This window comes from Paenibacillus sp. FSL H8-0260 (genome assembly GCF_045040625.1).
GTDB classification, from domain to species: domain Bacteria; phylum Bacillota; class Bacilli; order Paenibacillales; family Paenibacillaceae; genus Paenibacillus_AQ; species Paenibacillus_AQ odorifer.
Genome location: NZ_CP150298.1, coordinates 5427447 through 5448729, shown reverse-complemented (window position 1 = coordinate 5448729; position 21283 = coordinate 5427447). Strand labels below are relative to the sequence as shown.

The window sequence follows — 21283 nt, the reverse complement described above, 5'->3', positions numbered from 1 at the left end:
GATAAACAGATGACAACCTACTTACACACATCTACATTTAACGTCTACTTTTCTGGTGTTTATACAGGCAAAATTCATTTTACAGAGCAACAGATCATGCTAGCTAAGGTCGATCCGCGCAGAAGAACGCAAATGCAGGACAATGTGCTGGATGGACAGTTCAAGACCGTACTCCCGCTTCAAAAAATCCACAAACATTTGGATGCTTATGCTAAAGCAGAATGGGCAGAAGACGAGGTAGTGCTGAGTAATGGCGATATCTATCAAAAGCATATCCAGTATCAGGCGCAGATTGAAGGCCGCGAACTGACCTCACAAGTATGGGCGCTGCGCAAAGAGACGGCTCTGGACATTGTGACTTTGGACGGGGAGATTATCGCTTTTTTAACGCCGAATCGGTATGGTATTGAGCTTATGGTTAAAGCAGGTTATGAGAAGCTGACTCCTTTAGTGGTCTACGACGATCCTCTTCTATCCAAGGCAGAATATGGGGTGAACGATCTGGGCACTGATCTGATTCCGATGCGCGATGGGGTGAAGCTGGCGACAGATGTTTTTTTACCAGAGGGTATTAAGCCGGGAACTAAGCTGCCGACAATTCTCGTAAGAACATGTTATGACCGCAACGGAAAAAAAGAGATTTTTATGAGATGGGCCAATAAAGGTTATGCAGTAGTATCGCAGGATGTTAGAGGTCGGGCGGATTCGGAAGGCGAACTGATTCCTTTTTATAATGAACGGGATGACGGTTATGATACGATTGACTGGATTATTGCTCAGGAATGGTCGGATGGCAACGTCGGCATGTGGGGCGCATCCTATCTAGGTTTTGTTGTTGTGGCGGCGGCCACCAGTGGGCACCCGAATCTGAAGGCCGTTGTGGATGAAGTGAACGTGGGCTCTCCATTTGTTGATACCGTTCGCAAAGGGGGAACCCTTTGTTCTTGGCCATTGCTCTCTTGGACTCTTGCTCAATCTGTGGGTACTCGGACGGATTTTGATATCTTTGGAGGCATTACGGTGAATCCGGAAGCAGCCGTTGATGCAAGACCGATTAAAGAGATCCCTCAGCAAATGATTGGCAAAACATCAGGTCCATGGGATCTGTGGAGCCAGCATCCGGAGTATGATGATTTCTGGAAAAACTGTACTTTTACCGAGCGCGGTGATCAGGTGCAGGTGCCTATGTATGTTATCTCAGGCTGGTATGACGGCGACAGCGCCGGCGTATCGGAAACATGGAGAATGCTAACAGAACATGATGTGCCAAATCGAAAAATCCGTCTGGGCGCTTGGGAGCACGGGCCGAACAGAGCTAGAGACTACGAAGGCGTGAGCTTCGGCAATGATGCCGTAGTCTATGATTACGATGTTTCTGTGCTGCGCTGGTTCGACCGCTTCCTCAAAGGCATTCCAAATGGAATAGATCAGGAGCCTAGAGCCTCTTATTATGTTGTTGGTGAAAATCAGTGGAGAACGTCCGCGGATTGGACACCTGCTGAAGCCACAACTTCTTCCTTCTACCTTTCCAGCGGCGGGCGAGCGAATTCAGGACAAGGGGATGGGCAACTGCTTGCAGCGCCTGAGGAACATTCTCCTGAAGATACTTATATCTATAATCCTCATGATCCTATGAATGATAGCGGTGAACGAGAGCCTGAGAATTTGCGAAAATACGAGCTGCGCAATGATATTCTTGTCTACACTAGTGATATTCTGACGGATGAGCTGACTGTGGCCGGAGAATTGTCTGCGGTTATCTATGCTGCCAGCACTGGCAAAGATACGGATTGGGTTGTTACGCTTAGTGACGTGAATGAACAAGGGGACTCTATCCGGTTATCCAATTATATTGTCAGAGCTAAATACCGTCATGGATTGGAAGCGCCTGAGCTGCTGATTCCCGGGCAGGTGGAGAAATATGATATTTTCATGCCGAATATTGCTCATAGATTTGCTGTGGGGCACCGAATTCGGTTCTCGATTACTTCGTCCAGTAAATTCGTTGCTTTCCCTAATACAAATACAGGCAGTAATCCGTATGAAGATTCAGAAGCGATTACTGTGCTGCAGACTGTTTACCATAATCGTGAGTATCCGAGCCATGTGAAGCTGCCGGTGGTTCCTAACGCTTAAATGTGACTTTAATACGAAGAAAGGGCTGAACAAAGGTAAAGGGAATTAACACTTGAAGCTGAAGCTGCATTTGATGACAAATGATGCTTCAAGTGGCGTACCGAGTGAGTACCGAGTGAACACCGAGTGAGGCCTAGGTGAAACAAAAAGTGAAGAATGAGCTTATGCTTCAATTGAAGCGAAAAGTAAAACTCTTATAGAGCGATTAGGGAATTTCTCCCTGAAATTCTTTAGGATTCTGGTCGTCAGGCATATAATTGAGGAAAAACTCCCTAATTTTATGTCTGATTCCCCGGAAATAAGGAAAACAGCCTATTTATTAGGGAGGAATTCCCTGGTTTCGTTCATTTAGAGCAAATTTCTCCTACTTTCAGGGAGTTTTTCCCTAATTAGTTTTAGATCCACTCCGCACAACGCGCAAACGCAGAACACATACTCCCAGCACCAGAACGCATTCCCCAGCACGCAAACGCAGAACGCCTACATCGCCACCATCCCAAACGCCATCGCCCAATCCAATGGCATAGCGCACTAAGAACTAATAGTTATTGGCGAAGCAAAAGCTTTGGTGCAAGAAATGGTCGATTGTCATGAAATAGGTATCACCTAAGGCCGGTATGTGAAACCTCTCCCCAGAATCCCCCTTCCAGACTTATACCATAAATCTTGAACTATACTGCAAGGTCAACCTTGTATTTTTGGAGAAATGTCGATTATTCACAGAAAAGCGCATAAATGCTCCCTTCTTAGGTCACAATAGGGAAAAACCAGAATGAAGGGATTAACGTGAACGCGTTTCGCTTAAAAAAACAACTTTGGCGGCGATGGAGACGTTGGAAAAAGGCGCTTTGGGTAGGAGCTGCTTGTATAGCTTTTACTGTACTGGCTTGGCGCAGTATGCAGGTACCTGAGGAAATCAGTGGACTGCTGACGAATTCTAGCTGGGCGGATAGTGCCGATAGTGAGCTGGCCGCAGCTGTCTTTAAAGTAGGCGAGGACAGTGATGAGGCAAAAGAGAAGGGCACTTTAAATAATGAACAACTGCTGCAAACCATCACCCAAAGTGGGCTCAGCAGAACCGTTCATTTAAAAACAACCTATGTGTCCGGAGAAGAGATTCAGACGTTGCCGGGCGTAAAGAACCCGCTTCAGCTGAAGACTATAATCAATGAACACCCTGAATGGAGCGGTTGGATTAGTTCAGAAGGGGATTTGTGGCTGGAACAAAAAGTGAATGATTTATCGACAATGATAAAAAATGAAGCTTACATTGGTGTAGATGCGTTTGGGAATTTGACCTTGTTTAAAGGTCCGCCAGTTCAGGAGAAGGTACTGAAGACTTTTTTTCAAATGGATATGGGTTCCCTGAAATCCTCATTGCCGGAAAATATTTGGAAAGAGCTTCATGAGGGGATTCGTGTTCAGGATATTGAAGAGTACAACAGTGTGCTGTCTACCTTCAGTGATTATGCCCGCGAAGCTGCTGAGCATGTCATGCAGAACAAGCAATAGCTTTGGTAAAGCTGTCCTAAAGTCATTATTAATGGCTGAGGGCAGCTTTTTTGTGTGAAATGAAACGGGGAAGAGTCTTAACTGTAGGCCTAAAGTTGCCATTTCGCTGCAAACAGTAAACTTTTTTTCTCCCGCAAGGGGGATTTTTGCTATAATGGTTAGAAGGAATACATATGTTCGCTTCATGGCGGAGGAATGGATGAAAACGGTGGAATAATCTGCCTGTTATAGAGGAGAGATCGTGTTTGCGTATTTTGGGAATTGATCCGGGGCTGGCGATCGTTGGCTTTGGCTTTGTGGATAAGGAAGGACATAAACTGACCCCCGTCCAATATGGTTGTATTCAGACTGAGGCTCATACGCCTGAAGAAGAACGACTGCTGCATGTCTATGAAGGCATGGGTCAGCTCATTGATAAATATAAACCCGATGCTGTGGCGATAGAAAAGCTGTTTTTCGCTCGCAACGTTACTACAGCATTGCCAGTGGCGCAGGCCCGCGGTGTGACTATATTAGCTGCAGTACAGCGGGGTCTCCCCGTCTCGGAATATACACCTATGATGGTAAAGCAGGCTGTTGTGGGTTATGGTAAGGCTGAGAAACGGCAGGTCCAGGAAATGGTGAAGCTGCTGCTGAAGCTATCGGCGATTCCGAAACCCGATGATGTGGCGGATGCGCTGGCGGTAGCGGTATGCCATGCCCATTCGAGCAGTCTTAATTCTAAATTAAATGAGGTATTACGAAAATGATAGATTTCTTAAGAGGACCCGTCGTTCATTTGGAGTCGGAATATGTGGTGCTGGATGTGCAGGGAGTAGGATACCGGGTATTCTGCCCGAATCCTTATGCTTTTGCTAAAGTAGAAGGACCTGTAACGATCTATATTCATTACCAAACACGTGAGGACGCTACGCTATTATTTGGGTTCCCGACTCGTGAGGAACAAAAATTGTTCCGCAAGCTGATAGAGGTATCTGGCATCGGTCCTAGGGTTGCGCTTGGAATCCTGACAGGTGGAACACCGGATCAGTTGATTTCAGCGATTTATCAAGAGAATATAACGTTCTTAACGAAATTACCGGGCATTGGCAAAAAGACGGCACAGCGTATGATCCTTGATTTGAAGGACAAGCTGGACGGACTCAGTATGGCTTCAATGCAAACGGGATTGTTTGCAGTGCCAACGGAGGAAGCAACGGATGGATTGGCCTGGCAAGAGGCGCGGGATGCGCTTAAGGGGCTGGGTTATACCGAAAGCGAATTGGACCGCGTGTGGCTCGCGTTGAAGAAAGAGGGAGCAGAGACAGGAACTGTAGATGTGCTGATGAAGAAAGCACTAGGGCTGCTATATATAGCTAAGTAAAGCCGTACACATCCTAAAGAAAGGGAGCGATAGGAAATGGATGACCGGATTATATCCGCGAATTTGATGATGGATGAGCAGGCGGTAGAACTAAGCTTGCGCCCTCGTTATCTGGGAGAATATATCGGCCAGACTCAGGTGAAAGAAAACCTGAAGGTATATATAGAAGCGGCCAAAATGAGAAGCGAAGCGCTGGATCATGTGCTGCTGTACGGACCTCCGGGTCTGGGCAAAACAACGCTCGCTAATATTATCGCCAATGAGCTGGGTGTGAACCTGCGAACAACTTCCGGCCCTGCGATAGAGCGTCCAGGCGATCTTGCCGCTCTGCTGACGAATCTGCAGGAAGGCGACGTGCTTTTCATCGATGAGATTCACCGTTTGCACCGCACGGTTGAGGAGGTTATGTATCCTGCGATGGAGGATTTCGCGCTGGATATCATGATCGGCAAAGGGCCAAGTGCCCGTTCGGTACGATTGGATTTGCCGCCGTTCACACTGATAGGTGCCACAACCCGGGCAGGACTATTATCTGCGCCACTGCGTGATCGTTTCGGAGTGGTCAGTCGCCTGGAATTCTATAACATAGATGAGCTGAGTTACATTGTATCTCGAAATGCGGATCTATTAGGCATTGAGATTGTTGGCGATGCAGCAGAAGAGATTGCGCTTCGTTCGCGGGGAACGCCGCGGATAGCGAACCGCTTATTGAAGCGGGTCCGTGATTTTGCTCAAGTGCGCGGAGATGGAATTATAACTCCTGAAATTTCTGGGGAAGCATTGAAGATGCTCCAGGTAGACCCTCGTGGGCTGGACAGTATTGACCACAAGATGTTAAGTGCTATGATTTCAAGCTTTCGAGGCGGTCCTGTAGGACTGGATACGATTGCAGCTACGATTGGTGAGGAAAGTCAGACGATTGAGGACGTATATGAGCCGTACCTGCTGCAGATAGGTTTCTTGCAGCGGAGTCCGCGTGGAAGAATTGTAACCCCGGCCGCTTATCATCATTTAGGGCTTCCGCTCCCTCCGGAGCAGCACTAGTTCGTCACTACAATTATAAAGGAGGATGCTGGATGAAGCATACGAAGAGGAAATGGAGAGGGGTCGCCCCGCTAAGCAAAGGATTGCTTGCGGCTGCGCTTGCTGTAGGAAGTTTCCTGATCCCTGCGGGTGCCAGTCATGCCGATTCTAATAGCACGATACGAGTTGCTCTTTATGCTGATATTGGAAGTAAATATAAATCCACTGTGCCAGCAGTAACACTGCTATCAACGCAAAGCTTTACTTTGTTGTCGGGTCAAGCAGGAAGTGCTCCTTTGGTATCTGTCCCAGCACAGAAGCAAATTCGTGTAAGTCTGGACGGATATAGAGTTAAGGTGATGGAGGTTTCAAGCTGGCAGACAGCAGCGGATGCAGCTAAAAAGCTCCAATCCACCTCCGATAAACCGCAGATTTTTGCAATCTCCAGAAATGGAGCGACTGTGTATCAGTTGTACACGGGCGTCTATGCTAGTGAAGCAGCTGCCAAGGATGGGCTTACCCGTGTAGTCAAAGCAGGGTTGAGCATTCCTGCTGACCAAACCCCAGCAGTGAAAGGTAATAAACATTTATCAGCTGGCCGCTATTCTTCGGAGCAGGAAACAGATGTGGCGCTTAATAGCCTCACCGCAGCTGGTTTGGATGCTTGGAAGGTGTTTCTGACAGGAAACGATGGCAGTGCACAAGTAGAGGTATGGGTAGGCGAAGCTGCCAACGATAGTGATTTAACAGCTGTTCAGGCCGCTGTGTCTACGGCGGCACCACAATTTACGGTTTCGGTGGCGACCTCGCCTGGATTAATACTGCGTAAGGATGCCGGACTGGATTTTAGCAGTGAAACTCAAGCCGATCATTATCTGGTTTCTGGAAGCAATGCTAAATTTCTTGCTGCAGGCAGCGAGGTTGGGATTCAGTTAGTGGAAAGATCCAAGCGTACATATCGCGGAAATTTGGAACTGAGCAATTTGAGCGGATCGCTGGCTGTAATTAATGTAGTGCCGCTGGAGCAATATTTGTATGCCGTAGTTGGAGGAGAGGTTTCCTCCAGCTGGCCAGAAGAAGCGCTAAAAGCTCAGGCTGTCGCCGCCCGCAGCTATGCGCTGTCCCAAGGCAACCGTTTTGATGTAGCGAATGTAGTAGATACCACTCTTAGTCAGGTATATAACGGAATCGGGTCTGAAGCTCCCTCCATTATCAAAGCTGTAGATACTACTGCTGGTGAAGTGCTGATGAGTGGTGGTAAAGTTGTTGAGGCTGTATTTTCATCCAATAGTGGTGGTATGACAGCTGACCCTTCAGAGGTTTGGGCGAATGGTGGCGATGTATTTGCTAGTGTTCCAAGCGTTGAAGATGTTTCGGCAGCTGCTGCTAAGAAGTGGTATTATGTTCTGCTTGCGAATGGTACCTCTGGTTATGCACGTGAAGATAATATTAAATTGACGGGCAGCAAAACCGCTGCCGGACTCGATATAGTTACCGCTACAACCAAAGATGTGAATATACGTCCTCTGCCAGTTATTGAGAGCAGTGTTAGTGCAGTCGGAAAGCTGAATCCGGGTGAGAACGCTGTGGCTCTGGATAAAGTATATGAGTCTGGCAGCTATAGCTGGATCAAAGGGCCGTATACCTCTGCTGAACTTCTAAAAAGCCTGCAGGGTAAAACAACAAGCACGCTCCCTTCCAGCATCTCTAACCTGCAGGTCACCCAGCGCGGTCCTTCTGGAAGAGCGATTCAGGTGAAAGCTAATGGTCAGGCTCTGAATGTGAAATATCCTGATATGTTCCGCTCCGCGTTTAATGGATTACCTAGTACATTGTTTGATATTGTGGCACCCGGAAGTTATACTGTATTAGGCGCTGACGGCGCTACCGCCACAATTAGCAGCTCGCAGAGTGCTGGCGTGCTTTCCGCATCGGGGAAGGTTAATGTGAATGGCAGTGGAACTGTAGTGATGGGCGGAGATTCTGCGGCCAGAGTGATCACTAACAGCTCGGGCTTTCTGTTCATTGGACAAGGCAACGGCCATGGTCTAGGCATGTCGCAGTGGGGCGTGAAAGGCATGGCGGACAGCGGGTATGATTACAAGCAAATATTGCAACACTATTATAAGAACGTTACTATAGTTAAGGAATGAAGACAGACCATGAATGTAGATGCTTATGATTTTCATTTGCCGGAAGAATTGATTGCCCAGACACCTCTCGCTGATCGCAGTTCTTCTAGACTGCTTCTAGTGAATAAGGAGGATGGAGAGCTGGCTCACCGGCATTTTACCGATATTATTGATTATTTTAATCCCGGAGACACGCTTGTTCTAAATGATACGAGAGTCATTCCAGCGAGATTGTTTGGAGTGAAAGAAGATACTGGTGCTAAGGCGGAAGTGCTTCTCCTGAAGAATCTTGGGGATGATCGCTGGGAAGCACTTGTAAAGCCAGGGAAAAAGCTCAAGACAGGCGCGGTGATTATCTTTAGTGATGAGCTTCGTGCCGTTATCGAGGACGAAGCTGATATGGGCGGCCGTACGCTTCGTTTCATATATCAGGGTATTTTTCAGGAGATTCTGGACAGGCTGGGAACGATGCCGTTGCCACCTTATATTAAGGAAACACTGGATGATCGTGAACGATATCAGACTGTGTATGCTCGGCATGAGGGATCGGCCGCTGCGCCTACCGCAGGGCTTCATTTTACCCAAGAATTGTTGAAACAGATTGAGGCTAAGGGTGTAAATATCGCTTATATCACCCTTCATGTAGGTCTCGGTACTTTTCGTCCGATGTCTGTAGAGAAGGTTGAAGAGCATGTTATGCATTCTGAGTATTTCGTAATGTCTCAAGAAACGGCAGATACCATAAATGCTACTAAGGCACGAGGCGGCCGTATTATTGCAGTTGGCACAACGTCTTGTCGGACACTTGAAACGGTCGGAAGACAATGTGAAGGTGGTCCGCTTGTGGAATGCAGCGGCTGGACGGATATTTTTATCTATCCAGGGTATAAGTTCAGTGTAGTAAATGCGCTAATTACTAATTTCCACCTGCCAAAGTCTACTTTGGTTATGTTGGTTAGCGCTTTGGCAGGTCGGGAACATATTCTAGCTGCTTATGAAGAAGCTATAGAGCAGAAGTACCGATTCTTTAGCTTTGGAGATGCAATGTTTATTTATTAAGGTAAGAGGATGGGTTAACTTATGGCAGCAATTACTTATGAGCACATCAAAACGTGCAAACAATCCGGAGCCAGACTTGGAAGAGTCCACACTCCACATGGTGTGATTGAGACACCAGCATTTATGCCAGTCGGCACACAAGCTACAGTTAAGACCATGAGTCCTGAAGAGCTGAAAGAGATGGATGCCCATATTATTTTGAGCAATACTTACCATCTATTTCTAAGACCAGGCCATGATATTGTTCGTGAAGCTGGTGGACTGCACAAGTTCATGAACTGGGATCGTCCGATTCTGACAGACAGCGGCGGGTTTCAAGTATTCTCGTTAAGCGACATGCGCAAGATTACGGAAGAAGGAGTTCATTTCCGTTCCCATTTAAATGGGGATAAGAAATTCCTGTCTCCGGAAGTAGCGATGGAGGTTCAGAACTCTCTGGGTTCAGATATAATGATGGCATTTGATGAATGTCCTCCATTCCCGGCTGAATATGATTATGTGAAAAAATCACTGGAGCGCACCACGCGCTGGGCAGAACGCTGCCTGAAAAGTCATGCTCGTCCTAATGATCAGGGTCTTTTTGCTATCGTGCAAGGGGGCATGTATGAAGATCTGCGCCGTCAGAGCGCGGCTGATTTGACTTCCATGGATTTCCCGGGGTATGCTATTGGAGGGCTCAGCGTCGGAGAGTCCAAGCAGCTAATGTATGAAGTGCTGGATTATACAGTTCCCCTGCTGCCGCAAGGCAAACCTCGCTATTTGATGGGCGTGGGTTCACCGGATGCGCTGCTGGAAGGATCAATCCGAGGAGTAGACATGTTCGACTGTGTCTTGCCTACTCGTATTGCCCGTAATGGAACAACGATGACCAGTCAGGGAAGACTCGTTGTACGCAACGCTAAGTATGCCCGTGATTTCGGACCGCTTGATCCGGAGTGCAATTGCTATACATGCCGGAATTATTCCCGCGCTTATTTGCGTCATCTAATCAAAGCCGATGAAACCTTCGGACTTCGATTGACGACATACCACAATTTGCACTTCTTGTTGGATTTAATGCGTAAAGTGCGTGAAGCCATCAAGGAAGATCGGCTGCTTGATTTTCGCGATGAGTTTTTCGCCAAATACGGATTATATGATAATCTTAAAGGCTTTTAGGGTTTGATTTAAGAGTCATGCTTTAATGTACTTTGAAAGGGGGGAGAAATATGATTCAATCGTTTCAATATGCAGCTAACACAGGTGGTGGAGGTAGTATACTAGGTCTAGTAGGTCCCTTTGTCCTTATGTTTGTAGTATTCTACTTCTTGCTGATTCGTCCGCAACAAAAGAAGACCAAAACTCGTAACGCAATGTTGAAAGCTCTGAAAAAGGGCGATAAAATCGTTACTATTGGAGGGCTTCACGGTACGATCATGGAAATTTCCGATGATATCGTGGTTCTGCGGGTCAACGATGTAACTAAGCTGACTTTTGATCGCGGTTCCATCAGCCACGCTGTGGCGACGGATGTCGAAGAGAAAGTATAGACTTGTTATTTAAGTACATAAAAAGCGGTGTCTTCTCATTGGAGAGGACACCGCTTTTTTGATATTTAAGGTTATTAAGATTTAGCAGTTTAACTTTAACGTACATTTGTTACGCGGCTCGGAACGGTAAGCGATTCTTCACGTCCCCGCAAAGTTAATTTGGCGAGTTGAACGCCAACTGTAGAGGCTAGTACGGCTAGCAAGGTTCCACCAATCATATCTGTAAGCCAATGAATGCCCAGATAGAAGATTCCAAAGACGATTACAACTGCGGAAATACTAGTGATGACCATCCAGCGGCGGTTCCCTGAACGGAAGGCCAGAAGTGCCATTGTAACAGATATGGACGTATGTAGACTCGGGAAGCAGTTATTGAGACCGGATAGCGGTCTATATTCCTGTTCGAATTTCGGAAATACATCCAGCATAGTAAATTTGACGCCTGCTGGCAGATAGGACCAAACCTCGTTTACCGGGAAGTAAAGATAGAATGGAATCGCCAAGGCATAGTTGATAATAATAGCATAGCAGGTGGCATATAACATCACCCGGTTTTTATCTAACAGATAGACTCCTAATGAAGCTGCTAGAACGGACTGAAGCATGAAAATGTAGAAAAAGACGATGATCGGTGTTAACCATGGACTGTAGAATATATCCTGAACGGCTTGGACAAAATGACCCTCTAGGCCAAATATAAACGGCGTATAATCAGAGGTAAGATGCATTTTTTGTTCAATTTGCAGTTCATATTTATTTATGGCTAATACGCCAAACATTCCTGCAATCAGCAACAAAAACTTATAGGATCGCAGCATCTCTTTCCCAATTTCAACCAATGCCATGAGTGGATTACGTTTAGCGCCAATCCATACTAATATCACTACTAATGCAACTGTGTACAAAACAATATGGTTCATTGATTGGTAAAACAAAGCAATCGAAGCCTCCTTGATCTCTTAATGAAGTCAGTGATCACAGTTTAACATATTTTCAAGGAATGTTTCGAATTTAATGGAATTATAATTTTAGCTTTTTTGTAAATTAACGCCAAACATTCCGCCGAGAGCGCCAATTGCTGCAGCTGCCAGAACCCATAGCAGATCCACACCAGAGGGTGCGCTGTCCAGTGCCAAAAAACCGATCAACAGAACGATAATCCCATAAAATGCGCCTGTAAGACTTCCTTGATACCAGCCTTTGCTCGTGGCTCTGCGACCGGCGGTTAGTCCTCCGAATGCTGCAGCTATGCCGTGTACAATGTACGTGTACATTGAGAGATCCTGCTCCTTCAGACTGCTGCCCCATAACAAAAGTGAGAGGACAAACGCACCCATCAGCATCCAAAGGAATGATCGACATAGGCCAGATAACACAGGATTGGCTATTCTCCACGAGAACATGCGCCGGATTAAATACATGGTACAACCTCCTAAAGTTTTTTTGAGGAAAAAGAATCAACATAGTTATTATTCATTGTATGGGATGGCTTGCCCCAATAGTACAAGAAAGGGCATTGCAGCCTTTTTACCATTAATTAATATGCCGGCTTCCGAATGTTCCCTGCACAGAGCGGTCAGAATAGGGTTACATTAATCCACCCGGGGAAACAAGTCTGCGGGTGAGAATGGAGGGGAGCGAAGCTATATGTTCCAGCATATCTCTACCCATATTTTCTTGACCGTGCTGATGTATTTCTTCATATTCCTGTGTATGCGCATCATGGGGAAGAGGGAAATAGGTAAGCTGTCTGTATTTGATTTAACGATCTCCATCATGATTGCCGAGATTGCTGTTTTTGTGCTTGAGGATATTAATCGGCCGATCTATGAGGGAGTCGTTCCGATGGCAACATTGGTGTTGATACAGGTGGTTGTGGCTCAGCTCAGTCTTAAGAGCAGAAAGCTCAGACTTTTAATGGACGGCAAACCGAGCATACTCATTTCTGGCGGCAAGCTGCACCGGGGCGAAATGCGTAGGCAGAGATATAATATTGATGATCTGCTGCAGCAATTGCGTGGACAGAATATCGCCAGTCCTGCTGACGTGGAATTTGCGATCCTGGAGCCTAGTGGGCAGCTAACCGTATTCGAGAAAGAGAAGGGGAGTGCATCCTCTAATCCATCAGGCAATAGCAGTGCAGCTGCTGAGCATAAAAAGAGTGACGATAATAAAGGGAACAAGAACCGTAAGATAGAGCTGCCGAAGAATAAGATCAGATATGAAGGACTTCCAATCCCTCTGATTATGGATGGAAAGGTGCAGGATCAGAATTTAGAGATGATTGGAAAAACCAGATTTTGGCTAAGAACTCAAATTCGCCAAAAGGGAGTATCTGATTTCAAAAATGTTTTTCTATGCTCCATAGATCATAAGGGCAGAATTTATGTCGACCGTTTGGACAACAGATAGCTTTTTAAAGCCTGCGTTTGATAAACGGCAGACGGTCCAAATCACGAATTGAGATGAGGCCAGCTAACAGACTGATTCCGAAATACAGGACCATTCCTATCGCAGAGGCAAATATAAATTGAATCCATTGTACATCTGCAATGGGAATGGAAGTGTATACATAATGCACGCCCGCTCCCATAATGACCATTGCACATAAGGTTTTTATGGTTTCGGTTACTCTTAAAGATAATGAAATAAGACTGACCACACTGTATCCGTGAAGCAGCGTAACCAGAATGCTGTTCACAATAATGGCTATGATGGCGCCGTAAATTCCATATTCAGGTTGCGATGCCAGTATTACGATCAGAATGATTTTGACTACTGCTCCAATTAAGGTATTGATGAGTGCCCTGCCCGGTCGATCCATAGCTTGCAGCGCAGCTTGTAAAGGAGCTTGAACATAAATGAACAAGGCGAATGGAGCCATGAGCTTCAGCATAGGAGCTGTATCCGCGTTACCATATAACAAATTGCATAGCGGAACCGCCAGGATATACATAAGAACAGCAAAAGGAGCCCCTGTTACCAGCGCAAGCCGCAACGCTTGATGCATACGCTTGTGAATGGTGGGCAAGTCCTTTCTTGCCGCAGCTTCTGATATGGAAGGAACCAGAGACACAGCAAGTGAAGAGGTTAATGCCCCGGGCAGCAGCAATAAAGGAACAACCATCCCTTGTAAAGACCCGTACTGAGCTGTAGCGGCAGCAGCGGCTATACCTGCCAAGGCGAGACTGCGCACAGTAATAATAGATTCCAGCAGATAAGAAAAAGAGCCTACAAGCCGACTTGCCGTAACGGGAATGGATATGCCTAGTAACCGCCGTAATATGGGGGAGTTGGCTTTCACACCTTGTGTATCAGATGGGATAACCTCCGGCTCGAGAGCGGGTTGCTCTGGAGTCGGATTTGTCTGCTTTTTATCTTTTTTAGTAATGACATAATATTGCCACAGAATCGCTAACATTCCGCCAATTTCTCCTACCGTCACACCTAACATCGCTCCAGCCGCTGCCATAGCAATACCCTTAGGAAGCAACAACCAGGAGAACCAGAGCATAAAGAATATTCGAACTAAAGATTCGAAGATGGAGGAGAGCGCCGATGGTATCATGTTCTGCTTGCCTTGGAAATAACCGCGGTAAATTGCAGATACGGCGACAATCCCAATCATTGGGATCATGGCAATAAACGTATAATAAACCCGATGGTCTGTTAAGATAACATTGGAGACCCATGAGGCACTTACCAAAGCAACCAATGTAAAGAAGATTGCAAGTCCAATACTAAGAGCAAGTCCAGTACGTAAAATCAGCCGTGATTTTTCAGGCCGATTCTCTCCTTCTGCTTCCGCCACCATCTTGGCTATCGCCAGTGGAATCCCGCCTGTAATGACAGTAACCAGCACAAGAAAAAAAGGATACGCGAGCTGATACAGACCCACACCTTCTGCTCCGATAATACGGGGTAAAGCAATCCGGGGAATAAATCCAAGCATCCGATTAATGATGCCGGCGGCTAGCAAGATTAAAGTTCCTTGTATAAAGCTCTGTTTCTTCAAAGGTCACGCCTTCTTCCCAAAATGAAATAAAACGCTGGCGAACTTGTCTATTCTTATGGATATGCTGTACCCCTATCTCGGCATGCCTTGTTTTAGTGGCATTAACTTTTTGTGACGGAAGAAGGAAAGCGAAGAACAAGAGTCGAATATCTATGGTGAGCATACGAACATGAGCGATCTTTGGAGGTGTCAACACGTGGAATCGGAACAGTGGAATCATGATCAACATAGTGAAGAAATCGAAGCCATGTGCCGCAGCAAAGCTGAAGAATTCCGGCTCCTCGGCTATGAGTATGTAACCAGCAAGGATATTTGGGATTGCATCAGCCGTAATTATGATAAGGAAGGCTTGCCTCCCCTACATAAGCTGGTAAACGACATTTATTCCTTGAAAGCCAATAGTTACATGAATTATTTGACTATTGCGGCCTATCGGGGGTTGAACTGAACAATAAACCACATATTTCTTTTTGCGAACTGCCTGATAAAGCAGTAAAGTAAGAGAATAATAACTCCACATCTCCTATTAAAACGGATGTCTTGCTGATTTAGGCAGGGGCGGCCGTTTCTTTGTGTGAGTATAGCTCTATCAATGCTGTGAATTGACGGTCATTTCGCGTGTAGCTATAATAGGAATATTGAGTTAATGAAAGGGGAACTAGCTAGAGCATGAAGAGACTAATGGGCTTTTTTATTACCGTGCTCGTTTTGACAGGCGTTATGGCATTTACTACTCCTGGACTGCTGGACAAGGTTAGACTGGGTCTTGACCTGAAAGGCGGATTTGAGATTTTGTATCATGCTGAGCCTATGGAAGCGGGAGCAGCATTGTCCCGAGCTTCTCTGCTGAAGACAGCGGAAAGCTTAGAAAAACGGGCGAATGCGCTCGGAACAAGTGAACCAGAGGTAACTACTGAAGGTACGGACCGTATCCGTTTGAAAATTGCGGGCGTAACGGATGAAGCCGAGGTTCGTAAAAAAATGAAAGAACCTGCAGTTCTGACCTTCCGTAGTGCTGCTGAAGGTGACGCTGAGGGAACTTACAGCAAAATCGAACTGGTAGGTAGTGATTTTGTTGAAGGTGCTGCAGAAGTTGGACGGGATAACCTGAATCAGCCAATCATCAGCATCAAGATTAAGGACAAGGACAAATTTGCAGAGATTACTAAACGTCTCTTAGGAAAGAATCTCGCAATTTACTTGGATGAGAACAAACTATCTGACCCTACGGTACAAGCAGTACTTACCGATGGCAGTGCTTCTATTTCGGGCAGCTATACAATTAAGGAAGCACGTGAACTTGCAGACACCATTAACCTAGGTGCATTGCCACTGAAGCTGACGGAGAAATATTCCCAAAGTGTGGGTGCTACCCTAGGTAAGCAATCGCTTGATCAAACGATTCGAGCAGGTCTGCTGGCTTCTGTGATTATCCTTATTTTCATGATCGGAATGTATCGTTTGCCAGGTCTTTTGGCTAGTTTTGCCTTGCTCTTGCATACATGGGCACTAATTGCAGTCTTCGTCTTTGCAGACTTTACCTTGACGCTGCCTGGTATAGCCGCATTTATTCTGGGTATAGGTATGGCGGTCGATGCCAATATCATTACCAACGAACGGATAAGGGAAGAAATGCGCAGTGGAAAAAGTATACTGTCCTCCGTTAAAGCAGGGAATAAATCCTCTTTCCGGACAGTAATGGACTCCAATGTGACTACTATTATTGTGGCAGCAGTTATGTTTGCCTTCGGTACAGGTGCGGTCAAAGGCTTTGCATTGGTGCTGATTGTAGAAATCGTGCTGAGTATCGCCACGAATCTTTATTTCTCCCACTGGTTGCTTAGCCAGCTTGTCAAAGCGGGTAAGCTGAACAAACCGAAGAGCTTCGGTGTTAAGGAGAGTGAAATCCGTGCGCTTTAAGAAAGAGCTTGATTTCGTACATTTGAGTAAATATTTCTATATTTTCTCTATCGCATTGACAGTAGCAGGATTGATTTTCCTGGCGACATTTGGCCTGAATTACAGCGTTGACTTCAAAGCTGGATCTAATGTGGACATCTCCCTATCCAAGAATTTGAACTTGGATCAGGTTAAGACTGCAACTAGTGCAATCGATGTCGATCATGAACCGACGATTTCGTTTGGTGATCAGCGTGTGAATATTCGTTATGACGAAGTTCTTGATGAGGCTCAAGATGAAGCCCTAAAAGCTGAAATCCTTAAACTGGATGACAAAGCATCGTTTGAAATTAACACCGTGGACACTGAAATGGCAAAAGAATTGGCACGTAATGCTATTTATGCAGTTCTGATTTCTTGTCTGGGGATTATTATTTATGTAAGTATTCGTTTTGAATGGCGTTTCGCCGTGGCATCGATTGTGGCCTTGCTCCATGATGCCTTTATCGTAGTCGCGCTCTTCTCTATCTTCCGTTTGGAAGTGGATTTGACGTTCATTGTAGCGGTGCTTACGATCATCGGTTATTCCATCAATGATACGATCGTTATCTTTGACCGTATCCGTGAGAATTTACGTTTTGGTAAACAGAAAACTTATGAAGACTTGAAACACCTTGTGAACAAAAGTGTGGCTCAAACGCTCATGCGTTCTCTCTATACTGCATTTACCGTATTTATTGCGGCGTTCTTCCTGTTATTGTTCGGAGGCGAGTCGATTAAGATGTTCTCGCTTGCGATGGTAATCGGCTTGCTCTTCGGAGCTTACTCTTCCATCTTTATTGCAAGTCCACTCTGGTTAGTGCTTAAAAAGCGTGAAAAGGTTAAAGTGAAGAGCAGCCCGAATAAAGGTTAGAAGAAATTAGCATCGAAGTTCTACTTTTCTTATACGTTTAAGAAAGCCGCGTCAAATGCGACGCGGCTTTCGAAATCTTTAGGGTCATGTCATGTGTATTGAATCATCATGAGATTACTTGCTATTGGTAAGGAGGGCCTCGTATGAATAAAGAACGATCACCGCAAAGCGAGACGGTTGCTTGGACAGGGATCATTAGCGATGTTACTTTGGCAGTAGCTAAGGGGAGTTTTGGCTATATTTCAGGGAGCAAGGCATTAATGGGGGATGCTTTGTATTCCGGAGCAGATGCAGCAGCTAAACTGGCGGATATTCTTCCGTGGCGCTCTGAGCAAGGGAGAAAGAGTAAGCAACGGATCGAAGAACGGCGGGGCACTAAGGAGCCGCTGCTGGCTATACTTTTTTCGGTATTTATTCTTATGGGGGGACTGCAGATCGCATTCTCTGCAATCCGCGACTTAACAGATGGAAAATCATCCACACACGGACAGCTGGCGTTTGTAACCGTCTTAGTATCTATTGTGTTTAAAGAAGCTGTTTTTCAATATCAATATCGCTACTTTAAAAAAATAGGTGATGGCAGTCATGCTGCATATGTTAATAGTCATCGTTTCAGCTTATATACATCTATCACAGTATTAGTCGGAATTTCGTTATCCATGGGTGGTACCTATTGGCATCCTCTATCTTATATGGATCCTATTGCTGCACTCTTAACCGGAGTTTTAATTCTTCGTAAAGGCTATTCACTCATTGCTAGCTCTATTAACACTAAAAATGCGCAGGAGCTTCCTTCGGAGGAAGCCGCTAATTTTATTGAAACAGTGCAACGTGTTCATGGCGTCATTCGCGTAGAACATTTGAAGGCACTTGAGCAAGGGAATTATGTGAATCTTCAAGTGAAAATCAGTGTAAATCCGCGGATTACGGTGATGGAAGCACAGGATATTTCGGAATGCGCTAGGAAGCTGCTGCAGCACCGGTTTGTTCATGTCGGTGAGGTGCATATGGACGTTGTTCCTTATGATCCCGGCTATCCGTACAAAAGCAATTATGAATTGCCGGATAATGATATTCCTACGTTGCTTCAGTAGTTTGCAAGGTGAGAGAAAGGTGAGTTCTATTGCTTTATTCAAAAACAAGATGGCAATCTCCGGCAGCCAATCCCGACACAGTTAGGGATATGGCCCGGAGCCTTTCTATTTCTCCACTCTTATCCTCACTATTAGTAAATAGAGGAATGAACACGCCTCATGAAGCGCTAAGCTTCATGGATGGCAGTGAGGAAGAACAGCATGATCCGTTCCTACTCAAAGGAATGGCTGAAGCGGTTCCTAGAATTAGAAAGGCTTTAAAAGATGAAGAACATATTCTTATTTATGGCGATTATGATGCCGACGGGGTGTCCAGCACAGCACTTATGATTCATCTGCTGCGCTATTTAGGCGCTTCCTTTGATATTTATATCCCACACCGCTCTAATGAGGGCTATGGGCTGCATAATCATGCCCTGGATTGGGCTTTACAGCAAGGTGTCTCCTTAATCATTACAGTAGATACTGGCATTAGCGCTTATCATCAGGTTGCTTACGCTAATGAACTGGGGATCGATGTGATCGTTACGGATCACCATGAACCTCCTGAGCTTTTGCCAGAGGCCTATACGCTTATTAATCCCAAGCTGCCAGATTGCCCTTATCCGTTCAAAGGATTAGCGGGTGTAGGTGTGGCTTATAAGCTTGCTCAGGCTATTCTAGGGGAAGAGACTCCCACAGAATGGGCAGAGATTGCAGCGATAGGAACGGTTGCGGATTTAATGCCGCTGCTTGGCGAGAACCGTGAGATTGTTAGAAATGGCTTGGAAAGTATGCGGCATTCAAGTTTCCCGGGGATTCGTGCCTTACTCGCTGTCAGCGGTGTGAATATGAGCACTGTGAGTGCGGTCAATATCGCTTTTGGCATGGCGCCGCGCATCAATGCCAGTGGTCGCCTGGACCATGCTGGACGGGCTGTGTCCCTCCTCACTACCGAGCATGCGGCTGAGGCAGAGCAGCTAGCTGGAGAGCTTGACCTGCTTAACAAAGAACGCCAATTGGTGGTAGAAAGAATTGTTGTTGAGGCCACTGCCAAGCTGGAGCAGATGACACAGGGTGGCGAAATCCCAGACATCATTGTTCTTGCTGATCATGGCTGGAATGTGGGTGTGGTAGGTATAGTGGCTTCCAAACTGCTGGAGCGTTATTATCGGCCTGTGATCATTCTGGATGTACATCCAGAGACCGGAATGTGCAAAGGTTCTGCTCGCTCCATACCTGGACTTGATATCTACGCTGCACTTTCTTCTTGTTCTGATTTAATGGATCATTTTGGAGGTCATCCAGCCGCTGCGGGAATGAGCCTGCATCGGGATGGATTAGAAGCCTTTGCTGCAGCATTAAATGAATATGCGTCCGGGGTGTTAACGCCAGAGCATTTCGTTCCTGTTGCTTCCGCTGATGCAGAGGTGTCAATCTCGGATTTATCACTGCAGACCGCGCTAGAATTGGAAAGGCTTGCACCTTTCGGAATGTCTAATCCGTTGCCGAAGTTTATTATTCGTGGGGCTACCGTGAAAGAGACACGTACAATGGGTCAAAATGGAAAACACCTGAAGATTGTATTGCAGCATGGGAAAAACAGCATTGAAGCCTTGGCGTTTGGTAAAGGCGCTTTATCCAGGCTGCTACCGGCGGGTACTACGATCAACGTGTTAGCTGAGCTGTCGATCAATGAATGGAATGGCTCACGCAAATCACAGCTGATGCTGCAGGATTTATCTGTGCAGGATGCCCAGTTATTCGATCTTCGTGGTGCTGCTGACGCTGTACGACAAGCCGCACATATTAGAGAACTACTTCTTCCTTATAGTGGTGCGGGTCCGTATCGAGCTGCTGCAGTGTTTCAGAACGGACGTAGTACGCCTGCAAGTGAATTGATAGGAATGTCTTTATGGGTATATGATAAAGAAGCTGGCATTAGCGCTGCTGTTAAGGATGAGCCCCTTCAGGAATCAGGGCATGTCTCTCTGTTATGCTTACTGGATATGCCGGAGACTCCTGAACAACTGGATGCGCTACTCCAAACCTTTCCTAATGCTGATAATATTGCGTTATTGCATTCTATCAAGGATGGCCGAGAACGACTTATTACTCCGACACGGGATCATTTCAAAATACTATATAAACTGTTGGCTTCGATCACCTCAGTTGCAACGCCTGAGAACGAAGTTTTGCTGCGGTTAAGCCGCCAGTCCTCGTTAAGTATCCGCATGCTTAACAACATGCTTGATGTGTTTGAGGAGCTTGATTTTATTAAAAGAAGTCAGGGAAGTGTGGCGTTTATTACTCAGCCAGTAGCTAAAAGTCTGACAGCATCGAGTCATTTTGTTAGACTGGGACAGATGGCGGAGATGGAGCAATACTTCATGGAGGGCAGCCTGTCAGAGTTACAGGACTGGATGTTATCGCGTCGTTTAGGCGTATCATAATCCATGCAAATATGAGATGCTGAGCGTACCCAACGGTGTATAAAAATGCAACGCTCATATAACAAAGTGAATGCTTACGAAGCAAGTTTTGCCGATCTGAAATCAATGCAGCTTATGCTAACAAAACAAAGTGAATGCTTACGAAGCAAGTTTTGTCGATCTGAAATCAAAGCAGC

Annotated in this window: 18 protein-coding genes; 15 read left to right on the top strand and 3 right to left on the bottom strand. The window is 46.0% G+C overall.

Going from position 1 to position 21283, the window contains the following annotated elements; translation table 11 throughout:
• Window positions 1-9: 9 nt before the first annotated feature.
• From MHI51_RS24240 to yajC, 9 genes are all read left to right on the top strand, one after another.
• Window positions 10-2136 carry a CocE/NonD family hydrolase gene (locus MHI51_RS24240; protein ID WP_076281189.1) on the top strand — a complete coding sequence of 709 codons (2127 nt, stop codon included), beginning with the start codon at window positions 10-12 and terminating at the stop codon, window positions 2134-2136.
• A 786-nt stretch (window positions 2137-2922) separates the two neighbouring features.
• Window positions 2923-3648: a BofC C-terminal domain-containing protein gene (locus MHI51_RS24235; protein WP_076130403.1), complete on the top strand. Its 726-nt coding sequence runs from the start codon at window positions 2923-2925 to the stop codon at window positions 3646-3648.
• A 245-nt stretch (window positions 3649-3893) separates the two neighbouring features.
• Entirely contained in the window at window positions 3894-4397 is a 504-nt protein-coding gene (gene ruvC, locus MHI51_RS24230; protein ID WP_036677679.1) for a crossover junction endodeoxyribonuclease RuvC, read from the top strand.
• On the top strand, window positions 4394-5011 hold the full coding sequence (ruvA, locus tag MHI51_RS24225; RefSeq protein ID WP_036677675.1) for a Holliday junction branch migration protein RuvA: 618 nt from the start codon (window positions 4394-4396) through the stop codon (window positions 5009-5011). Before ruvC ends, ruvA begins: the two co-directional genes overlap by 4 nt.
• A 36-nt stretch (window positions 5012-5047) precedes the next feature.
• Window positions 5048-6055, top strand: a complete 1008-nt coding sequence (ruvB, locus tag MHI51_RS24220) for a Holliday junction branch migration DNA helicase RuvB (protein WP_036677672.1) — start codon at window positions 5048-5050, stop codon at window positions 6053-6055.
• Window positions 6056-6087: 32 nt separating this feature from the next.
• Window positions 6088-8187, top strand: a complete 2100-nt coding sequence (locus tag MHI51_RS24215) for a SpoIID/LytB domain-containing protein (protein ID WP_405173309.1) — start codon at window positions 6088-6090, stop codon at window positions 8185-8187.
• A 9-nt stretch (window positions 8188-8196) separates the two neighbouring features.
• Window positions 8197-9225: a tRNA preQ1(34) S-adenosylmethionine ribosyltransferase-isomerase QueA gene (queA, locus tag MHI51_RS24210; RefSeq protein WP_405173308.1), complete on the top strand. Its 1029-nt coding sequence runs from the start codon at window positions 8197-8199 to the stop codon at window positions 9223-9225.
• Window positions 9226-9246: 21 nt separating this feature from the next.
• Window positions 9247-10383, top strand: a complete 1137-nt coding sequence (gene tgt, locus MHI51_RS24205) for a tRNA guanosine(34) transglycosylase Tgt (RefSeq protein ID WP_036677666.1) — start codon at window positions 9247-9249, stop codon at window positions 10381-10383.
• 50 nt (window positions 10384-10433) lie between these two features.
• Window positions 10434-10754 (top strand): preprotein translocase subunit YajC, encoded by a 321-nt coding sequence (gene yajC / locus MHI51_RS24200; protein ID WP_076206460.1) that lies wholly within the window; start codon window positions 10434-10436, stop codon window positions 10752-10754.
• Between the two features lie 95 nt (window positions 10755-10849).
• Here the strand turns inward: yajC and MHI51_RS24195 are convergent, their stop codons facing one another.
• The gene (locus tag MHI51_RS24195; protein WP_232061443.1) at window positions 10850-11689 is read right to left on the bottom strand and encodes a phosphatase PAP2 family protein; all 840 of its coding nucleotides are present in this window, start codon (window positions 11687-11689) and stop codon (window positions 10850-10852) included.
• Between the two features lie 93 nt (window positions 11690-11782).
• Window positions 11783-12175, bottom strand: coding sequence for a TIGR04086 family membrane protein (locus tag MHI51_RS24190; RefSeq protein WP_036677660.1), 393 nt, complete (start codon window positions 12173-12175; stop codon window positions 11783-11785).
• A gap of 226 nt (window positions 12176-12401) precedes the next feature.
• On the opposite strand from MHI51_RS24190, the gene MHI51_RS24185 reads away from it, so the two are divergent.
• Entirely contained in the window at window positions 12402-13166 is a 765-nt protein-coding gene (locus tag MHI51_RS24185) for a DUF421 domain-containing protein (protein WP_076277217.1), read from the top strand.
• A gap of 4 nt (window positions 13167-13170) precedes the next feature.
• Here MHI51_RS24185 and spoVB read toward each other — a convergent pair whose 3' ends face one another.
• The gene (gene spoVB, locus MHI51_RS24180) at window positions 13171-14769 is read right to left on the bottom strand and encodes a stage V sporulation protein B (RefSeq protein WP_076130398.1); all 1599 of its coding nucleotides are present in this window, start codon (window positions 14767-14769) and stop codon (window positions 13171-13173) included.
• Window positions 14770-14965: 196 nt separating this feature from the next.
• On the opposite strand from spoVB, the gene MHI51_RS24175 reads away from it, so the two are divergent.
• From MHI51_RS24175 to recJ, 5 genes are all read left to right on the top strand, one after another.
• On the top strand, window positions 14966-15217 hold the full coding sequence (locus MHI51_RS24175) for a post-transcriptional regulator (RefSeq protein WP_036677655.1): 252 nt from the start codon (window positions 14966-14968) through the stop codon (window positions 15215-15217).
• A gap of 221 nt (window positions 15218-15438) precedes the next feature.
• Entirely contained in the window at window positions 15439-16689 is a 1251-nt protein-coding gene (gene secD / locus MHI51_RS24170) for a protein translocase subunit SecD (RefSeq protein WP_076277218.1), read from the top strand.
• Window positions 16679-17581, top strand: coding sequence for a protein translocase subunit SecF (gene secF, locus MHI51_RS24165; RefSeq protein ID WP_052097271.1), 903 nt, complete (start codon window positions 16679-16681; stop codon window positions 17579-17581). The genes secD and secF overlap by 11 nt, the downstream gene beginning before the upstream one ends.
• Before the next feature lie 143 nt (window positions 17582-17724).
• Window positions 17725-18675: a cation diffusion facilitator family transporter gene (locus MHI51_RS24160; RefSeq protein ID WP_036677651.1), complete on the top strand. Its 951-nt coding sequence runs from the start codon at window positions 17725-17727 to the stop codon at window positions 18673-18675.
• 29 nt (window positions 18676-18704) lie between these two features.
• Complete coding sequence (gene recJ, locus MHI51_RS24155; protein ID WP_076218788.1) at window positions 18705-21107, top strand: single-stranded-DNA-specific exonuclease RecJ; 2403 nt, start codon at window positions 18705-18707, stop codon at window positions 21105-21107.
• Window positions 21108-21283 lie beyond the last annotated feature (176 nt).

Excerpts from the sequence above, each read along its gene's own strand:
- MHI51_RS24240 (WP_076281189.1), top strand. The coding sequence starts at position 10 with ATGACAACCTACTTACACACATCTACATTTAACGTCTACTTTTCTGGT.
- MHI51_RS24190 (WP_036677660.1), bottom strand. The coding sequence starts at position 12,175 with ATGTATTTAATCCGGCGCATGTTCTCGTGGAGAATAGCCAATCCTGTG.
- yajC (WP_076206460.1), top strand. The coding sequence starts at position 10,434 with ATGATTCAATCGTTTCAATATGCAGCTAACACAGGTGGTGGAGGTAGT.
- MHI51_RS24185 (WP_076277217.1), top strand. The coding sequence starts at position 12,402 with ATGTTCCAGCATATCTCTACCCATATTTTCTTGACCGTGCTGATGTAT.
- MHI51_RS24215 (WP_405173309.1), top strand. The coding sequence starts at position 6,088 with ATGAAGCATACGAAGAGGAAATGGAGAGGGGTCGCCCCGCTAAGCAAA.
- ruvB (WP_036677672.1), top strand. The coding sequence starts at position 5,048 with ATGGATGACCGGATTATATCCGCGAATTTGATGATGGATGAGCAGGCG.
- queA (WP_405173308.1), top strand. The coding sequence starts at position 8,197 with ATGAATGTAGATGCTTATGATTTTCATTTGCCGGAAGAATTGATTGCC.
- MHI51_RS24160 (WP_036677651.1), top strand. The coding sequence starts at position 17,725 with ATGAATAAAGAACGATCACCGCAAAGCGAGACGGTTGCTTGGACAGGG.
- ruvA (WP_036677675.1), top strand. The coding sequence starts at position 4,394 with ATGATAGATTTCTTAAGAGGACCCGTCGTTCATTTGGAGTCGGAATAT.
- secD (WP_076277218.1), top strand. The coding sequence starts at position 15,439 with ATGAAGAGACTAATGGGCTTTTTTATTACCGTGCTCGTTTTGACAGGC.
- tgt (WP_036677666.1), top strand. The coding sequence starts at position 9,247 with ATGGCAGCAATTACTTATGAGCACATCAAAACGTGCAAACAATCCGGA.